The sequence below is a fragment of the Polyangium jinanense genome (assembly GCF_028435365.1).
This window is the reverse complement of record NZ_JAGTJJ010000045.1, coordinates 37784-54751: the sequence shown is the minus strand read 5'-3', so window position 1 is coordinate 54751 and position 16968 is coordinate 37784. Positions and strand designations below refer to the sequence as shown.

Annotated in this window: 15 protein-coding genes; 6 read left to right on the top strand and 9 right to left on the bottom strand. The window is 68.7% G+C overall.

What is annotated here, in order from left to right:
* Positions 1 to 56 precede the first annotated feature (56 nt).
* Together KEG57_RS41140 and KEG57_RS41135 are read right to left on the bottom strand one after the other, a co-directional pair.
* Positions 57 to 944 (bottom strand): Hsp33 family molecular chaperone HslO, encoded by an 888-nt coding sequence (locus KEG57_RS41140; RefSeq protein ID WP_272426523.1) that lies wholly within the window; start codon positions 942 to 944, stop codon positions 57 to 59.
* Positions 944 to 3010: a M3 family metallopeptidase gene (locus KEG57_RS41135; protein WP_272459519.1), complete on the bottom strand. Its 2067-nt coding sequence runs from the start codon at positions 3008 to 3010 to the stop codon at positions 944 to 946. Before KEG57_RS41135 ends, KEG57_RS41140 begins: the two co-directional genes overlap by 1 nt.
* Positions 3011 to 3274: 264 nt before the next feature.
* Here KEG57_RS41135 and KEG57_RS55915 point away from each other — a divergent pair, with 264 nt between their 5' ends.
* Entirely contained in the window at positions 3275 to 3820 is a 546-nt protein-coding gene (locus KEG57_RS55915; RefSeq protein WP_272459518.1) for a DUF350 domain-containing protein, read from the top strand.
* The gene (locus KEG57_RS41125) at positions 3817 to 4737 is read left to right on the top strand and encodes a transglutaminase-like domain-containing protein (protein ID WP_272459517.1); all 921 of its coding nucleotides are present in this window, start codon (positions 3817 to 3819) and stop codon (positions 4735 to 4737) included. Before KEG57_RS55915 ends, KEG57_RS41125 begins: the two co-directional genes overlap by 4 nt.
* A gap of 6 nt (positions 4738 to 4743) precedes the next feature.
* Here KEG57_RS41125 and KEG57_RS41120 read toward each other — a convergent pair whose 3' ends face one another.
* Positions 4744 to 5997, bottom strand: a complete 1254-nt coding sequence (locus tag KEG57_RS41120) for a hypothetical protein (protein ID WP_272426516.1) — start codon at positions 5995 to 5997, stop codon at positions 4744 to 4746.
* Between the two features lie 396 nt (positions 5998 to 6393).
* On the opposite strand from KEG57_RS41120, the gene KEG57_RS41115 reads away from it, so the two are divergent.
* The 4 genes from KEG57_RS41115 to KEG57_RS41100 all read left to right on the top strand — a co-directional run bounded on the left by KEG57_RS41115 (position 6394) and on the right by KEG57_RS41100 (position 11373).
* Complete coding sequence (locus KEG57_RS41115; RefSeq protein WP_272426514.1) at positions 6394 to 8271, top strand: MATE family efflux transporter; 1878 nt, start codon at positions 6394 to 6396, stop codon at positions 8269 to 8271.
* Positions 8272 to 8391: 120 nt separating this feature from the next.
* Entirely contained in the window at positions 8392 to 9702 is a 1311-nt protein-coding gene (locus KEG57_RS41110) for a serpin family protein (RefSeq protein WP_272426512.1), read from the top strand.
* Positions 9703 to 9763: 61 nt separating this feature from the next.
* A complete protein-coding gene (msrA, locus tag KEG57_RS41105; protein ID WP_272426510.1) occupies positions 9764 to 10423 on the top strand; it encodes a peptide-methionine (S)-S-oxide reductase MsrA in 660 nt (219 codons plus the stop codon).
* Positions 10424 to 10485: 62 nt separating this feature from the next.
* Entirely contained in the window at positions 10486 to 11373 is an 888-nt protein-coding gene (locus KEG57_RS41100; RefSeq protein WP_272426509.1) for a fibro-slime domain-containing protein, read from the top strand.
* Here KEG57_RS41100 and thiD read toward each other — a convergent pair whose 3' ends face one another.
* From thiD to KEG57_RS41070, 6 genes are all read right to left on the bottom strand, one after another.
* Positions 11374 to 12174 carry a bifunctional hydroxymethylpyrimidine kinase/phosphomethylpyrimidine kinase gene (gene thiD / locus KEG57_RS41095; protein ID WP_272426508.1) on the bottom strand — a complete coding sequence of 267 codons (801 nt, stop codon included), beginning with the start codon at positions 12172 to 12174 and terminating at the stop codon, positions 11374 to 11376.
* A gap of 48 nt (positions 12175 to 12222) precedes the next feature.
* Positions 12223 to 13260: a lipase secretion chaperone gene (locus tag KEG57_RS41090; protein WP_272426507.1), complete on the bottom strand. Its 1038-nt coding sequence runs from the start codon at positions 13258 to 13260 to the stop codon at positions 12223 to 12225.
* A 25-nt stretch (positions 13261 to 13285) separates the two neighbouring features.
* Positions 13286 to 14299: an esterase/lipase family protein gene (locus KEG57_RS41085; RefSeq protein ID WP_272426506.1), complete on the bottom strand. Its 1014-nt coding sequence runs from the start codon at positions 14297 to 14299 to the stop codon at positions 13286 to 13288.
* Between the two features lie 176 nt (positions 14300 to 14475).
* Entirely contained in the window at positions 14476 to 15243 is a 768-nt protein-coding gene (locus KEG57_RS55910) for an energy transducer TonB (protein ID WP_272426504.1), read from the bottom strand.
* Between the two features lie 60 nt (positions 15244 to 15303).
* Positions 15304 to 16317, bottom strand: a complete 1014-nt coding sequence (locus tag KEG57_RS41075; RefSeq protein ID WP_272426561.1) for an energy transducer TonB — start codon at positions 16315 to 16317, stop codon at positions 15304 to 15306.
* A gap of 5 nt (positions 16318 to 16322) precedes the next feature.
* Positions 16323 to 16958 carry an RNA polymerase sigma factor gene (locus KEG57_RS41070; RefSeq protein WP_272426502.1) on the bottom strand — a complete coding sequence of 212 codons (636 nt, stop codon included), beginning with the start codon at positions 16956 to 16958 and terminating at the stop codon, positions 16323 to 16325.
* Positions 16959 to 16968 lie beyond the last annotated feature (10 nt).

Here is a 16968-nt window from a genome sequence, read left to right as displayed (position 1 = left end):
GCAGTGGCCGGGGCGGGAGGGCTTATCATTTGGCGGGGACGATCGAGCGAGCCTGTTCAGCTCGCCATGAGGAGCGCTTTGAGCTGCGACGGTTGGATGCCGTATTCTTTTCGGCAATAATCGCAGGTGATCTCCAGGACCTTGTTGTCGCGGAGCAGCTCCTCGATGTCCGAGCGCGGGAGCGTCGCGAGGCTGGAAAGGACGCGAAGCTCACTGCAATGGCACGCATAACGCAGATCGGATTCCGCGAGCAGCGTGTACGGCATGCCATAAAGGAGATCCTCGATCAGCGCATTCGGCGTGAGATCTCCTTTGCGGAGCAGGTCGTCGAGCTTCGGGAAGTCTTCGAGCCTCTGCGTCATGATCATGAGCGGCCCGCGCTCGACCTCCGGCAAGAGCTCGACGATGTAGCCGCCCGCCGCGACGACCTCGTCCCCTTGGAGCAGCGTGGTCACCGCGATCGTGGAGACGATCTGCTCGGAGTGCTGCATGTACGCCATGAGCGCCCCCGAGATCCCGCCGTCCTGCCCCTCGAACGAGACCTCCACGATGCCCTGATGCAGCGCGCCGTTCGGCAACGTCCGCATCATCTTGAGCAGCGCGCCCTTGCCGCCCGTCATGTCCTCGCCCGTCTCCCCGCTGAAGCCGACGAGGCCGCGGCTCGTGCCGTCCGGGTGCGCGTCGGCCACGATGCTGCCCTTGCCGCCCGCGCCCTTCAGGATGCTCTGCACGCGCAGGTTCGGGCTCATCGCCTCGCGGATCAGGATCGCGCCCGTGACGAGCTCGCCGAAGCGGCTCGCCACCGCGCCCTTCGCTCCTTGCGAGGCGATCGCGCCGCGCACCGTCTCGGTCGTGAGCGCTGTGATGACCCGGAACGCGCCATCGTTCGTCATGGCGCGGATGACCTTGTCGCTTCGCTTGTTCGTGACGTTCTGTTCGCTCATCAAACGGCCACCGCCGTCCCGGACGCGATGAGGCCGTCGCGTTCGAGCAGCGCCTCCAGGGTTGGTTCGCGCCCCATGAAGCGCCGGTAAAGGACCATCGGATCCTCGCTGTCGCCTCGGGCGAGGATCTCGGATCGGAAGGCCTCGCCGACCTCCCGGCTGAACAGCCCCTCGCGCTTGAACCGCGAGAACGCGTCGGCGTCGAGCACCTCCGCCCACTTGTACGAGTAATACCCCGCGGCATACCCGACCGGGCTCGAGAAGAGGTGCGAGAACGAGGCGAGCATCGCGTGATCGGAGGGCAGCTTCGCGGGCGAGTGGCGGGAGATGATCTCGCGACCGTACGCGGTGGGATCACCGTCACGCGCTGGATCCCAGTCCACGTGCAGCGCGAGATCGACCTCGGCGAAGCCGAGCTGCCGCATCATCGCGTTCGCCGCGCGGAACGTGCGCGCCGACCGCATGCGCTCGAGCAGCGGCGCCGGGATCGGCTCGTTCGTCTCGTGGTGCCGCGCGAAGAGGTCGAGCGCCTCCTTCTCCCAGCACCAGTTCTCCATGATCTGCGAGGGCAGCTCGACGAAGTCCCACGCCACGTTCGTCCCGGCCAGCGTGCGCACCTCCACGCAGCTCGACGCGTGATGCATGAGGTGGCCGAACTCGTGGAAGAGCGTCTCGACCTCGCGGTGGTTGAGCAGCGCGGGACGATCGCCGATCGGCGGCGTCAGGTTGCCCGCGAGCACCTCCACGTGCGAGGCCGGCGCCTGGGCCTCGGCGACGCCCGTCACGAGGCCCTGCATCCATGCGCCGTCGCGCTTCGACTCGCGTGGCCAGAGGTCCACGTAGAACACCGCGCTCGTGTGCCCCTTCGGCTCCACGATGCGGTACGTCGAGACCGTCTCGTGCCACGCTTTCGTCTCGGGCGAAGGCTCGATGCGCACGCCGTAGAGCGCCGAGGCGATCGCGAAGACGCCTTCGAGCGCCCTCTCCGCGGAGAAATAGGGGCGGAGCGACTCCTCGTCGAAATCGTACCGCGCGCGGCGGAGCTTCTCGGCGTAATACGCGACGTCCCACGGCTCGATCGGCGGCGCGTCCGGGCCCTCGATCTCCTTGCGGAACGCTTCGAGCTCGGCGTTCTCGCGATCAAAGTGCGCCTGCGTCTTTTCACGCAACGTCTGCACGAACGTACGCGCGGCGTGCCCAGACTTCGCCATGCGATCTTCGAGCACGAGGTCGGCAAAACTGTCGAAGCCGAGCAGGCGCGCCTTCTCGCGCCGCAGCACGAGGATCCGCTGCAGGAGCAGCCGGTTGTCCCAGGGCGGCTCGGTCGCGCGCGTGGCGTAGGCGCGGTACATGCGCTCGCGGATCGAGCGATCGTCGAGGTACGTCATCACGGGCAGGTAGCTCGGCGCCTGCATCGTGAAGCGATGGCCCGAGAGGCCTTTCGCCTCCGCGCTCGCCTTCGCCGCGAGCACCGCGCCTTCGGGCAGACCCGCGAGCTTCTCGGGCTCGCCGATCACGAGCTCGAACGCGTTCGTCGAGTCGAGCACGTTCTGCCCGTAACGAAGCGTGAGCTGTGCGAGCTCCACGTCGATCTCGGCGAGCCGCTTCTTCCCCTCGGGATCGAGGTCCGCGCCGCTGCGCTTGAAATCGGCGATCGTCTTGTCGAGCAGCCGCTTGCGTGTCCCCGTGAGCGCCTTCGCCTCGTCCGTCGCGGCGTACGCCTTGAGCGCGTTCCACACGGGCTCCGAGAGCGCGATGCCGCTGAAGAACTCGCTCACCTCGGGTTGCACCGCGGAATACGCGGCGCGGAGCTCCGGCGTCGTCGCGACGGACTCCAGGTGTCCGACCACGCCCATCACGAAATCGAGCGGCTCCGTCACCCGTTCGAGCGCGGTGATCGTGCTGTCGTACGTGCGGGGGGCCGGGTCCGCCGCGAGGGCGTCGAGCCGCGCCTTCGCCTCGGCGAGGAGCGCTTTCACGGCTGGCTGCACGTGCTCGCCGCGTATGCGATCGAAGGGAATTTCGTAGCCGAGGCCGAGCAGCGGATTTTCGTGAGATTCGGGCATGTTCGGTGCTCTCGCGACGCGCGCGCCTCCTCTTGGGACTTCTTCGTCCTTGCTACGTACGATCCCCGCTCGGCTCGCGCAACGCTTGGTGCGTCACATCGCACGAGCTCGCCATGAAACACCTCGTGAGCCGGGGGACGCGAAAGAGCGAGCCCTCGGAGGACACAAGAAGCGAAACTCCAGCGTTTTCCGCGGTGTCCGGCCCAGGGGCCCCGCGCTCGTTCGCCGGTTTCGAGGGCCTTTTGATTCCGCTACGCTCGCGCCGTGAACGTCGCCCTCTTCCTGATCGGGATCGGCAAGGTCCTCTTTGGCATCCTCGTCGGCGCCCTGGGTGTGTGGCTCGGAGCGCGCGTGCTCGGGCGGCTCTTGCGCCTCGGCGAGATCGACGAGGAGTTCGCGAAGGGCAACGCGGCCGTCGCCGTCATCTCGGCCGCGGGCCTGCTCTCGCTCGGGCTCCTCGCGCAGCACGCGGTGTCGGCGACGTTCGCCGCGATGGACCTCATGTACCGCGGCCAGAAGCTCGCGCCGGTGATGCTGAGCAAGTTCGCGTTTTACGGCCTCGCGCACGTCGCGCTCTCGCTCGCCGTGGGCGCTTTGGCGCTCGCCGTGGGCACGTTCCTCTTCGTCCGGCTCACGCGCGGCGTGGACGAGCTCGCCGAGATCCGGAAGGGCAACCTCGCGCCCGCGCTCGTGCTCGGCGCGGTGATGGTGGTGATCGCGCTCGTGGCCGCGCCGGGCCTCGAGACCGCCCTCGACGGCCTCTTGCCGCTGCCCGAGCTCGCGCGTGACGAGGTGATGGCGCCGTCATGAACGGTCGAACCGTCCTCACGTTTGCCGCGGCCGCGTGCGTGTTCGTCGCGGGCTGCTGTTGCAACCTCGGAGACCTCGGCGAGCTGCTTTCGCAAAGCGGCGATGAAGAGCCGTCCGAGGACACGCCGGGCGTCGATCTCGGCGTCGCGGTGTATCCCGAAAAGACGCCGGCATCCGGCGCGACGAAGTATGCGTGGCGGGATCGTCGTCTCGAACCGCCCGTCTATCGCGCCGGCTACGCGCTCGGCGCGGACGAGCAGCGCGACGTCGACGCGGCGCACCGCGAGCTCGCGCAGCGCCTCAAATACCAGGACGCGGGCGACGGCGCGTTCCGATGGGTCCCGCCGCCGGGCTGCGACGCGAGCATGCAGTGCATCTTCGAGTCGCTCGTGGAGCGTAGCAAACCCGACGTCGATCCGCTCGCCGCGCGCTTCAAGGCGCGCATCCAGGAGGCGAAGCTCGGCCCGCTCGACGCCGTCGAGCTCTTGGCCTCGTTCGTCCAGACGATCCCTTACGAGATCCCCAAAGATCGTCCCTTCGGCCTCATGCCGCCGGCGCTCGTGGCCTCGGCGAAAAAAGGCGACTGCGATTCGAAGGCGCTCCTTTTGCACATGCTGCTCGACGCGATCGGCATCGACAGCGTGCTCCTGAACTCGAATGCGCACCGGCACGCGATGCTCGGCGTCGCCGTGCCGGCGCAGGGCGAGAAGATCCGCTACCAGGGCCGCGCGTACGCGTTCGTCGAGACGACCGCGAAGAACGCGCCCGTCGGATGGATCTCGAAGGAGCTCTTGAAACCGAACGACTGGGTCGTCGTGCCCGTGCGAATCCGTTCGCCGGAGAAGGCGCCGAAGAACGAAGCCGCCACGGGCAAAGCCGGGGACGGGCCGAAGCCGAAGTCCACGAAGAAGCGTTGAGCGGGCTTACGAGCCCGAGCCGAGCACGTCCGAGAGCGTGTGCACGGCCGCGATCATCCCTTCCGTCGGGTTTTCGCTGCGCGTGTGCGCATGCTGCACCACGAGGTCGACGAGCGTCACGAGATACGCCGAGGCGTTCGCCTCGTGGAGAGCTTGTTTCAACGCGCCGAACCTCTTGCGTGTCTCGTCCGTCGCGCCCTGCGCCGACAGCGCGGCGAGCATCGCGGCCGCGCGCGCCTCGTCCTTTTCTTTGATCGCGTCGCCCGCGACGTCGATGAGCACGTGGCCGAACGCCGCGAGCCGCGCTTCCGCGAGCTCCGGGGAATCCCCGGCGCCTTGCGCGACGAGCTCCTGCAGCTCCGGGAAAGCGCGCCGCTGGACGAGCGCCAGAAAGAGGCCGTGTCCGTTCGTCTCCCAGTCCGCTTTCGAAGCGAGCCGCTTTCCGATCCACGCGACCACGGGCGAGGTCACGGGCCCCTGATGCAGCGAGGCGAGCGCGGCGCTCATGAGCCGCTCGGCGGAGGCGCCCTGCGCGGCGAGCCAATCGAGCAGCATCGCGCGCTCGTCGCCGTTCGTCCCGGTTTTCACCTTCTCGAACGCGTCCTCGACGGTGAGCCCCGCGAACGGATCTGCGAAGAGCGGGTCGCCTTCGTCACCACCGAGATCAAGGCCGAGCTCATCGCCGAGCGAGTCGCCGCCGAAGAACGATCCGTCCCCTTCTTTCGAGCCCGAAGCATCCGGCGCGCTCGCGTCGTCGAGGTCGAACATCGACGCGAGATCGACGGGTTCGTCCGCGGGGGGTGTGGGGGGCAGAGGAAGGCCCACTTCGTGGGCCGACCGGAGCCCCTCACCGTGGGGAGAGGGCGCGAAGACCGCGGCGGGCGCAGGCGCTCGGGTTTCTCGGCGCTCGATACGCGCCTCGAGCGCGGGCGGGACCTTTCCGCGGACGAGGTTGGCGAGCGTCTCCCATTCCCGATCCTCGAAGGAGAGCCCGGGCGCGTTCAGCACCTCGTGCTCGAACTCGGCGGGTTTGTCCTCGCAGAGCTTCGCGAGCGCGACGAGGATGGGCGTGCGATCCGCGGACACCGTGCGCGCGCGCCAGCGAAGAAGATCTGCGGACGTGAGCTCGTGCGCGTGCTCGGCGAGGAAGCTGTGATCGTCCGGCGTGAGCGAAGCTTGCCGGAGGACGTGCAAGAAGGCCACGGCGCGGGCGCTTCCCCGATGAGCGAGCACGAGGGCATCGATTTCGGCCTTTTTCATGGGAGCCCCCACCTTACCAGGGACGGGCCTTCCCACGCGACGCTCGTATCGTGCTCCGTCGGGTAGGACCTGCGCTCCGGAATGACCACCCTCGGCGCCATGTCGACACGCAGCCGGCAAGAACTATTACATGCATACGAATGCATGCCGCGCTGCGCGAAGGACCAAGGGCGTCCGGGCGCGCTCCGCCCGGGGCGATAAACCGAACGCGCATGATGGGCCAAAAGAATTGCATTCGTCGAAATCGAGTTGACGGGACGCGCGGGGCGGGCTTCCATGAGGTCGATCGCGATTTTTCCCGCTCGGCGATCCGGCCCCGAGGCTCATGGGGAGCCCGGGGCTGTATGTTTTTCAGGGCCGATCATTTCCGCCTCTCGTGACGGCGGCGCGGCGCGCATGGTAGCGTGGTTCCGAGACACGGGGCCCGCATTGGTATCTCCCAAACCTCCGCCGACGAACCTTCTCACGGACCCGATCCCGAAAGCGCTCGTGCGCCTCGCCGTGCCGATGACCCTCAGCATCGTGCTCATGATGCTGGCCGGCATCGCCGATACTTTCTTCGTGGGCCGCCTCGGGCCACGCGAGCTCGCCGTGATGAGCTTCGCGTTCCCCGTGATCGCGCTCGTCATGAGCGTCGCTTTCGGGCTCAACGTCGGTTCCGCGGCGGCGATCTCGCGGGCCGTGGGCGGCGGCGACACGGGCGCCGCGCGCAGGCTTTGCACGCACGCGATGCTGCTCGCGCTGCTCGTCGTCGCCGTGCTCTCGGCGCTCGGGATGCTCTTCGGCGCCGATCTTTTTCGCGCGCTCGGCGCAGACGAGCCAGTCGTCGCGTTGCTCTCGTCGTACATGAACATCTGGTTCGGCGGCGTCGTTTTCCTCGTGGTGCCGATGGTCGGCAACGGCGCAATGCAAGCGACCGGGGATTCGAAGACGCCGGCGAAGATCATGGCCGTCTTCGCGGTCATGAACGTCGCGCTCGATCCGTTGCTCATCTTTGGCGCGGGCCCCATCCCCGCGCTTGGTCTCCGCGGCGCCGCGCTCGCCTCCGTGCTCGCGCGCGGGGTGACGATGTGCATCTCGTTATGGGTGCTCGGCGCGCGGCTCGAGCTCCTCGATCTGCACGTGCCAACCGCGCGTGAGCTCTTCGTTTCGTTCCGGCAGATCCTCTCGGTGGGCCTGCCGGCCGCCGTCTCCAATGCGCTCACGCCGATCTCGACGGCGCTCGTCACCGGATTCATCGCGCGGTACGGCAGCGACGCCGTGGCCGCGTACGGGCTCGGCAGCCGCCTCGACGGCCTGCTCGTGATCCCCTCGATGGCGCTCTCGATGGCGCTCACGCCGTTCATTGGCCAGAACTGGGGCGCGCATCGCGAGGACCGCGTGGCCCAGGCGCTCAGCCTCGCGCAACGTATCGTCGTCGCGTGGGGCGCCGTCGTATGGACCGCGATGCTGATCCTGCGCCGCCCGCTCGCGTCCGTGTTCTCGTCGGATGACGAGGTCCTCGGCATGGCCGACGATTACCTCCTGATCCTACCGCTCGCGTATGGCGCGACGGGGATCGTCGCCGTCACGAGCTCGACGTTCAACGCGATCGACAGGGCCGTGCGCTCCACCGTGATCTCCGCGATGCGCGGCCTCTTTCTCGCTTTGCCGCTCGCCGTGCTCGGAGCGCGGATCGCCGGCGTGCGTGGCCTCTTCGTCGGGCTCGCCACGGCCACCGTGACGTCCGCCGCCGTCGCGGTGCTCTGGGCGCGCGCGGCGCTCGGTCCCAAAGACAACCCCGCCGTCTCCCGCACGTCCGAGGGCATCGTCGGCCTAGAGGGCGCGCGCGAGGCTGCGATCGACGAGTTGCTCGCCGCGCTCGACGGCATCGACGGCGTGGTCGCGTGCGCTCGGCCCATCAATACGATCGGCTTCTACTTGAAGGGCCGCGAGCTCGGCCACGTACACCGCAATGGCCACATCGATCTGCACGTGCCCGGCCCGGTGCACGATCAGCTCCTCACCGAGGGCCGCGCCGTCCATCATCGTTCGCAGCACGGCACATCTTGGATCAGCCACGATCTTTTCGGCGCCGCCGACGCGCGCGAGGCGGTGTGGCTCCTCGAGCTCACCACGATCCTCGCGCGCATCGGCCAGCGCGGTGGCGAGGTCTCGGCCGCGGATCGCGAGGCGCTCGCCACCCTCTCGCCGTCTCCGTCCTTGATGCGGGCGGTCGAACAGAGTTTCGGCGCAGGCGGCGGGGACGTCCCGCGCGCCGCCATTGCAGCGTGAGCCATCGCCACTCCGTGCCAGCCTGAGCCGTTCTCCGACACGGCTGCCGCGCTTTCGGCGCGTGCGTCATGGAAGCGCGGAAAAAGCCCTGCGGCATGCCGATTGCTTTGGGCTCCCAACATGCGAACGCTCCCTCTTTTCTCCCTGCTTCTTTCCCTCTCCGCCCTCGCTTGCAGCTCGTCCGCGCCGCCCGAGCCGCCGGGGGCAAACAACACCGGTGATTGCCACGATCCGGGCACTCCCGGCTGCGTCGTGACCTCCGGCGCGCAGCGGATCACGAACCCGAACGTCCCCAGCGCCGATCTCGGCACGCTCGTCGACGGCAACACGGCGTTCGCGGTCGACATGTACAAGACCCTCCGCAGCGAGCCCGGAAACTTCTTCTATTCTCCGCACTCGATCTCCAGCGCCCTCGCGATGACCTGGGCCGGCGCGCGCGGACAAACCGAAACGGACATGGCGAAGGCGCTGCACTTCAACCTGCCGCAGGCGCAGCTCCATCCGGCGTACAACGCGCTCGACCTCGCGCTCGCGAGCCGCGGCAAGGACGCGAAGGGCTCGGACGGCCAGGGCTTCCGGCTCAACATCGCGAACGCGGTCTGGGGCCAGGTGAATTATCCCTTCGAGACGGCGTTCCTCGATGTGCTCGGCACGAACTACGGCGCCGGCATGAACATCGTCGATTTCGTCGAGGGTACGGATCAGGCCCTCGCGCTGATCAACGGCTGGGTCGAGAAGAAGACCGAGGGCAAGATCAAGGACATCCTCTCGCCCGATTCCATCGACTCGAGCACGCGGCTCGTGCTGACGAACGCCGTGTACTTCAATGCGGCCTGGCGAACGCCGTTCGAGGAGGAGAACACGCAGAACGCCTCGTTCACGACGAGCGACGGCGCGTCGGTCACCGTGCCCATGATGCAGGGCTACGTCGAGGCGCCGTACGTGAAGGGCGCGGGTTACGCGGCCGTCGAGCTGCCGTACGACGGCGACGAGCTCTCGATGGTGCTCGTCCTGCCGGACGATCTCGACGCGTTCGAGGGCGGCCTCGACGCGGCCAAGCTGAGCGAGGTCGTCGGCGGGCTCTCGGAGCACAGCGTCGACACGCGTTTGCCGAAGTTCAAGTTCGAGTCGAAGTTCAGCCTGGTCGACCCGCTGAAGGCGCTCGGCATGGGCATCGCATTCACGGACGGCGCTGATCTCTCGGGCATCAATGGGACGGGCGGGCTCTTCATCTCGGACGTGATTCACCAGTCGTTCGTCTCGGTGAACGAGGCGGGGACCGAGGCCGCGGCGGCGACCGCGGTCATCGTGGGCGAGACGAGCGCGCCCCAGCCTGCGGCGATCACGTTCGACAAGCCCTTCATGTTCTTCATCCGCGACATCGCGACGAAGTCCGTGCTCTTCGTCGGCCGCGTGGCCGATCCGAGCTGATCGAATCCCTGACGGACGGGCGTATCTTGCCGCGCGGAGCCTTCCGCACCAAGATACGCCCATGTTCTTCAAGGTCGACCCGAACAAGCTGCAGATGCCCACGAAGGAGCAGGCGCTCCCCGGGCGGAGCGATCGGATGCACGTGCCCGAGCGGCACTTCGTGAACGGCGCGCGGATCGTGCCCCCGTTCCCCGAGGGCACCGAGCAGGCGATGTTCGGGCTCGGCTGCTTCTGGGGCGCGGAGCGCAAGTTCTGGCAAACGAAGGGCGTGTACTCGACAGCCGTCGGATACGCCGCCGGGTTCACGCCGAACCCCACCTACGAAGAGGTTTGCACCGGCCGCACCGGCCACAACGAGGTCGTGCTCGTCGTCTTCGAGCCCGCGAAGGTTTCGTACGAGGAGCTGCTCGCGGTTTTCTGGGAGAACCACGACCCGACGCAGGGCATGCGCCAGGGCAACGACGTCGGCACGCAGTATCGCTCGGGCATTTATTGCTTCGGCCTCCTGCAAAAGATGGCCGCCGAGCGCTCGCGTGTCGCCTACCAGAAGGCGCTCAAGGCCGCGGGGCACGGGGACATCACGACGGAGATCCTCGAAGCGCCCACGTTCTATTACGCTGAAGATTATCACCAGCAGTACCTCGCGAAGAACCCGGGCGGTTACTGCGGCATCGGCGGCACCGGCGTGAGCTGCCCGGTGGGGCTCGTTTCGGCAGGTTGAGCACGGCGTCCGCGCGTCCTCCGGCGTGACACCGCCTGCGCAGCGCGGTTACCATCCCCTCCATGACGAAGACACGACACGCGGACCGGATCGGGCGCTTTGCGCTCGTTCTTTCGATCATGGGCCTCTTCGGCGCGACGACCGCGTGCGGGGAGAGCGGCACCGGCGCCACGGGCGGCCTCGGAGGGTCGGGCGCCGGCGGGAGCGGCAGCGGCGCTTCAGGTCCAGGCGGCGCGGGCGGCATGGGCCAGGGCGGGGAAGGCGGCGAGCTTTTTCCCTCGGGTGTCGGCGGCGCGGGCGGAGGCACGGGCGGCGGCGGGCCGACCTGCAATCCCATCCTCAAGGCCACCGTGCGCGATTTCCAGGTCGCGCACCCGGATTTCGAGGATTTCCTCGGCGACGATCCGGGCATCGTCACGGACGAGCTGGGGGCGGACGGAAAACCCGTCTACGCGGGCAACCCCACGACGCCGACGACGACGGGCAAGGAGAATTTCGACCAGTGGTTCAACGACGTCGCGGGCGTGAACATTGCGATCCCGGTCGAGATCCCGCTCACGGCCATGGGCGGCGGGACCTACACGTACAACAATTCGGCGTTTTTCCCCATTGACGGCCAGGGTTTCGGCGACGAGTTCAACACCCACAATTACCATTTCACGCTCGAGCTGCGGACGCAGTTCATCTACGAGGGCGGCGAGATCTTCACGTTCACGGGCGACGACGACCTCTTCACGTTCATCAACGGCAAGAAGGTCATCGACCTCGGCGGCGTGCACGGCGCGCAAACCTCGACGGTGAACCTCGACGAGCGCGCGGCCGAGCTCGGGATCCAGAAGGGCAAGACCTATCCGCTCGATTTCTTCTTCGCCGAGCGGCACACGAGCGAATCGAACTTCCGGATCGACACGACCATCGGCTGCTTCTCGGAGCCGCCGATCCCCGAATAGTCAGTCGAACGGACGGACGGTCACCGCGTGATTCAGGGGCCCGTGCCCGTGTCCGAGCCCCGGTGCCTGCGCGATCGCGAGCCGGATGTATCGCCGCGCCCGCGCGATGGCCGCTTCCACGCCGAGCCCCTGCGCGATCCCCGCGGCGATCGCCGACGCCAGCGTGCATCCTGTCCCGTGCGTCGAGGTGGTCTCGATGCGATCGTCCTCGAAGATCCGCTCCCCCGCGGCCGTGACGAGCACGTCCGTGACCTTCGGCCCTTCGAGGTGCCCGCCCTTCACGAGCACCGCCTTCGGCCCGAGCGCGAGCAGCGCCTCGGCCACGCGCCGCATCCCCGCGACGCCGTCGATCGTTTGACCTGAAAGAACCTCCGCCTCCGGCAGGTTCGGCGTGATCAGCGCCGCGCGCGGCAGGAGCCGGCCGATGAGCGCTTCGCGCGCCTCCGGGAGCAGAAGCGGCGCGCCGCCTTTCGCCACCATCACCGGATCGACGACGAGCGGCACGTCCTTCGCGAGGCGCTCGTGCACGTCGGCGACGACGTCGATCACCTCGGCCGAATGGAGCATGCCCGTCTTGATCGCGTCCGCGCCGATGTCCTCCAGCACGAGGCTCATCTGCTGCGCGAGGAACGCGGGCGGGACCGGAAAAACCCCGAAGACGCCGCGCGTGTTCTGCGCGGTGAGCGCCGTGATCGCGGTCGCCCCGAACGCGCCGAGCGCCGTCACGGCCTTCAGATCCGCCTGGATTCCCGCACCGCCGCCCGAGTCCGAGCCGGCCACGATGAGCACACGCCCTTGCATCGAAGGCCCCGCGTACCAGCACGGAACCCGACGCGCAAGGCGCGCCGTTCACTTGTTCGACATGGCGAGCGTCGCCCGCACCCGGCGCTGTTCGAGCGGCGCGAACGAACGATCGAGCAGCGCTTGCTCGGCCGCCTTGAATGCGGCCTCATCCTGCGTCTTCGCGGCGAGCGCGTCGCGCTCCTTCCGGAACGCCTCGATCCGCGCCTTCCACGCCGCGCGCTCGGCGTCGAGCTCGGCCAGCCTGTCGGCCGCCTCCACGCCGAGCGTCTCGACGCGCTTCGTGTACACGTCCTCGTCCGTCGCGCCTTCCGCGCGCATCGCGTCCACCTCGGCGCGCGCGCGGAGCGGCAACGTCGCGGCTTCCCGCGCCTCGCGTGCTCCCTTCGGCAAGCCCGCTTCGAGCGCGGCGATCTTTTGCTCCCGCTCCTCGGCCGTCAGCGTCTCGTCCTGACGAACCCGGCTCGCCTCTGCGGCGACCTCGCCCTCGCGCTCCTCGTCGCCGAAGAGCGCGTCCGCCGTTTCCTCGCCGAAATGCTTGCGCCGGAGCTTTTTCAGCGCTTCGAGCCGCGCCGTCGGATCGGCCTCCTCGGCCTTCGGCAGCTCGAGCCCGCCCTTGTCCTTTCGATACGCGAGGTATTGATCGAGCAGCGCCGCGGCCTGGAGGGCGGCCGGGCCGTCGACGCGCTCGCGAATGGCGGCGAGGATCCGCGCGCGGATCGTCTCGTCGCTCTCCTCGCCCTCGGTGGTGAAGTAGTAATCGAAGAGGCGCAGGATGTCCGGCCCGAGAAGGAGGGAGCCATCGGGCCCGACGCGCAAGGCGCCGTCCTCGTCCGTGCCACGCAGTGAGCGGGCCTTCTCCTGGAATGGGCTCTTCTCGCGGGTATCGACGTTTGCCGCGGCACGTCGATCCGGCGCCGCCGAGGTCTTTCGGTGGGCCGCGCTCTTCGGGCTGCCGCTGCGCGTTTCCGCCGTCGTCTCGACCGCGCGCGTGGGTTCGTCCCCGGCGCGTCTCCACAGGCCGATTCCGGCTGCAAGGGCGAGCGTGACGAGGGCGAACCCCGTGGTGATGCGGCGGCGGTTCACGCGCATCCTCGCTTTCGGATGTTCGTCAGAGGCCGAGGAGCTTCAGGCGGTTCGCGTGGGTGCGGAAGACCGACTTCGGGCTCGTCTGGAACGGCGCCGTGATGCCGAAGAGCTGGTTCACCTCGTCGAGGTGGTTCATCTTGTAATCGTCGCGGATGACGTCGCCGAGGTGCGAGCTGCAGCGGCCGACGAGCCCGTCGTTCGCGTCGTCGTAGATGATGCCCGTGAGGCCCATCGGGTAATCGGAGACGTCGAGCACGTTCGTCACCTTCGAGGTGCCAGACCACGAGAAATACCGGATCCCGTTCACCTCGTGCGCGCCCTCGCCGCACCACGCGGAAGGCAGGCCCGCGCCGTAGGTCGCGTTGTACGTCGCGGCGCCGTCGGACGAGAGCGACTCCAGCGCGGCCACCGAATCCTGCGGGCTCGTCTGGCCCGAGAGCAGGCCGAGGATCGTCCCGAGCGAGTTCGCGAAGAGCGAGAGCACGGCCTCGGAGAAGCCGCCTTCGGTCATGTTGTCGCGGAGGAAATCGGCAAGGTCGGCGCCGTGGTGCGGCGAGCCCACGCTCGTCACGCTCGCGACGAGGTCGGGCCGCACCGTGGCGACGTACCGGATGTCGAGGCCGCCGTGGCTATGGCCGATGAGGTTCACCTTCTTCGCGCCCGTGGCCGCGACGATCTCCTCGACCTGCTGCAGCAGCTCCTCGCCGCGCGCCTCGGTGGACGAGAACGCGGGCACCTGCGTCACGAAGACGCGCGCGCCGCCCGACGCGAGCGACGACTCGATGCCGTGGAAATAGTCCACGACGCCGAACAGCTCGTCGAAGCCCGCCATGCCGTGGCAAAGCACGATGGGGTATTTCGTCTGCGTGTACGTGTCGGTGTAGCCATTGGCCGACGACGTCGACGTCTCCTCGGCCGCCGCGAGCTGGTTCGGCGATTCGCCGCCACATCCGCTCATGAACGCCGACGCGAACATCGCCGCGCCGAACGCCGCCGCCCGACCGAACCGAACCCCCAAGCCATTGTTCCAGCGCATGTTGAGGCCCTCCATCCTATCCGAATGGCACCGTTCATGCCAGAGGATCGAATGACGCGCCGCGCCTGGAACAAGCCATTGAGGCTGCAACAACCCCGCGCGATGGTGATCTGGATTGGGTCACGTGCGATCCAGGGTGGATCCGCCGTGCATCAGTTTCATCGATCCAAGGTGCGTCACCGCAGCTTGAATTTGAACGTGAGGACGTAACGCACGCTGACGGGCCGGCCGCCGTACGTCACCGGGCTGTAGCGCTGCTGCGCGAGCGTCGCGTTCACCGCGGGATCGAGGAACGGGTGTCCTTTGAGGATGCGACAATCCCGCAGCCGGCCCTCCGTGGTGATGACGCATTGCGCAATGACGGTCCCTTCGATCCGCTGGCGCATCGCGTCGCTCGGGTAGGGCGGTTGGGCCGGGCCGGCGACGAGGACCGGGCGGCCCATCTCGGAGGTCCAGCTCAGCGTGGTGCTCGTCGGCGGCGGCTCCGGCGGGGGCGGCGCGATGCCCTTGCCGTTCGGATCCCCGCCGAGCACGCCGTCGGGCTTGCCATTCGGATCACCTCCATTGCCCGTGCCGTCGGGCGCCGTCGCCCCGTCCCCCGCTGCGGCGGCGGGCGGCTCGTTCGTCGGTTCGGGCTCGGTCGGCTCGGTCTTTGGCGGCTCGTTCGTCAGGATCGGCACCTGCGGGCGCTTCGGCCGGGGCGTCTTCGGCGGCGCCGCCTGCGGGGGTTTGGGCGCCGCGGGACCCGGCGAGCCCAGTAAGGCCGCGGGCTTCGGCGGGACCTGAAACACCACGACCGGCTCGTCCTCGTTCGAGGCGGCCTTTTTGGCGGGAATGGCGAACACGATGACCGCCGCCAGCGCGTGCGCGCCAATGGAGAGAATCGCTCCGGTGCCGAGGTGCGGACGAGCGCCCTCGTACCGGCCCATGGCCGATTCGAACACGAATGCCTCCTTTCCAGGACGAACGGGGTGCGTCCCGGAGAAACCTATTTCACGACCGATTCACTTCGGCAGAACGAGATTGACCTTCGAGACGTACCGCACGGAGACGGGCCGCCCGTCCTGCGTCGCCGGCGAGAATCGCCACGTGCGCGCAGCCGCGAGCAGCTCGCCGTCCATGTGCGGCAAAGACCTGAGGAGCCGACAATCCTTCGTCGCGCCCTCCGCCGTGATCTCGCATTGCAAGAGGGCCGTGCCCTCCACACGCGCTTCGAGCGCTTCGCGGGTGTACACGGGATCCCGCCCGCCGATCCGCTTCGGCTGGGACATGGTCCCTTGCTCGAAGGGTCGCACGAGTGCAGCCGTGGCCTCGGGTTTGGCCGGAGGTACCTCGGGCGAGCTCACGCTTTCCACCATGGCGACCGCGGGGGGCGCGGCCTCGGGCGCGCGGGGCTCCTCGGAGGCCGGCGGTTCGGCTTCCGCGGCTACCTTTGGCGGCGACGGCACGGCATTCGGCCCGGGACGCGGCGCGGCCACGGGCGTCGCGGCACGAACGGGCTCCTCGTCGTGGCCTTTCGCCTCCGCGCGAGGCGCGGGCGCGGCGATGCCTGCGCCGAGCTGGAGCTCGGGGTATTGCTGTGGCTCGTCCGCGGGCCCCTTCGATACCCTGGGCCGCTGCATGGGCTGCGCGAGCACGATTCCGAGCACGACCACCTGCGCCGCCGCCACGAGCGCGGCGCCGAGCCGGCCTTTTTGGAAAAACCCGACCGGTCGTCCTGTGGGCCCGAGGACGCTCTGGAAGAGCATATGCGGCGTCGCCTGCGCCGATCGTTTCGCGCCGCCCATTCCCGTCCGCGCCGGCCGAGGCTCGGACCTCTGGGGCCTGTGCGCCGTCGCCATTCGAGGCGCGACGATCTCCCGCGCCGAAATCTCCTGCGCCTTCGCCGTTCGCGACGGCTCGATTCCGAGCGCGGCGAGAGCCCGCGCCTTCGACGCCGCCGGCGCCCGATCGGCCCGCGCCGCGCGCAGGAGCGAAGTCGCCGCGTCGTCCCCATTCTCCTCGAGCAGCCTGCGCATCTCGCTCACGGCCGCCCCCTTCCTTGCGTACCGAGGGCCCGTGCCGAGATCCTCGCAAAGAGCTCCCGCGCGCGCCGGAGCCTCGACGCCACCGTACCCATCGGCAGATCGAGCGCCCCGCTGATCTCCTGCATCGTGAGCTCTTCGAGCTCGAACAAAACGAGAACGGTCCTGAGATCCTCCGGCATGGCCGCGAGCACCTCGTCGAGCAGGGCCCGCAGGCGCCTTTGCTCGACGATCTCGTCTGGCCGAGGCCCGGCGTCGGCGCGCGCCTCCGCCGCCTCGTCCCCCTCGGGGACCTCGCGCCGTCTCCGCTGCGAGCGCTTGGCGTGCGAGGCGACGTGCACGGCCGTACCCATCAAAAACGCCTTCTCGCGTCCCGGCTCAATCACCCCGAGCTTGCCCGAGGCCACGACGAACACCTGCTGCGCGCAATCATCGAGCTCCGCCGCGGGCACCCCGAGCCGCCGGAGCGCCACGTACACGGCGTCGAAATGCGCGTCGACCATCTCCCGGAGCCGCGCCTTCTCCGCGCCGGCCTCGCCGCCCCTGGCCCACGACGCCTCGACTGCGCGAGGCTCGTCCGCCTCGCAGACCTCGGCGCCCGCGAAGAGGATGTCCAGGTCGGAGACGAGGGTCACGGGCGCACCC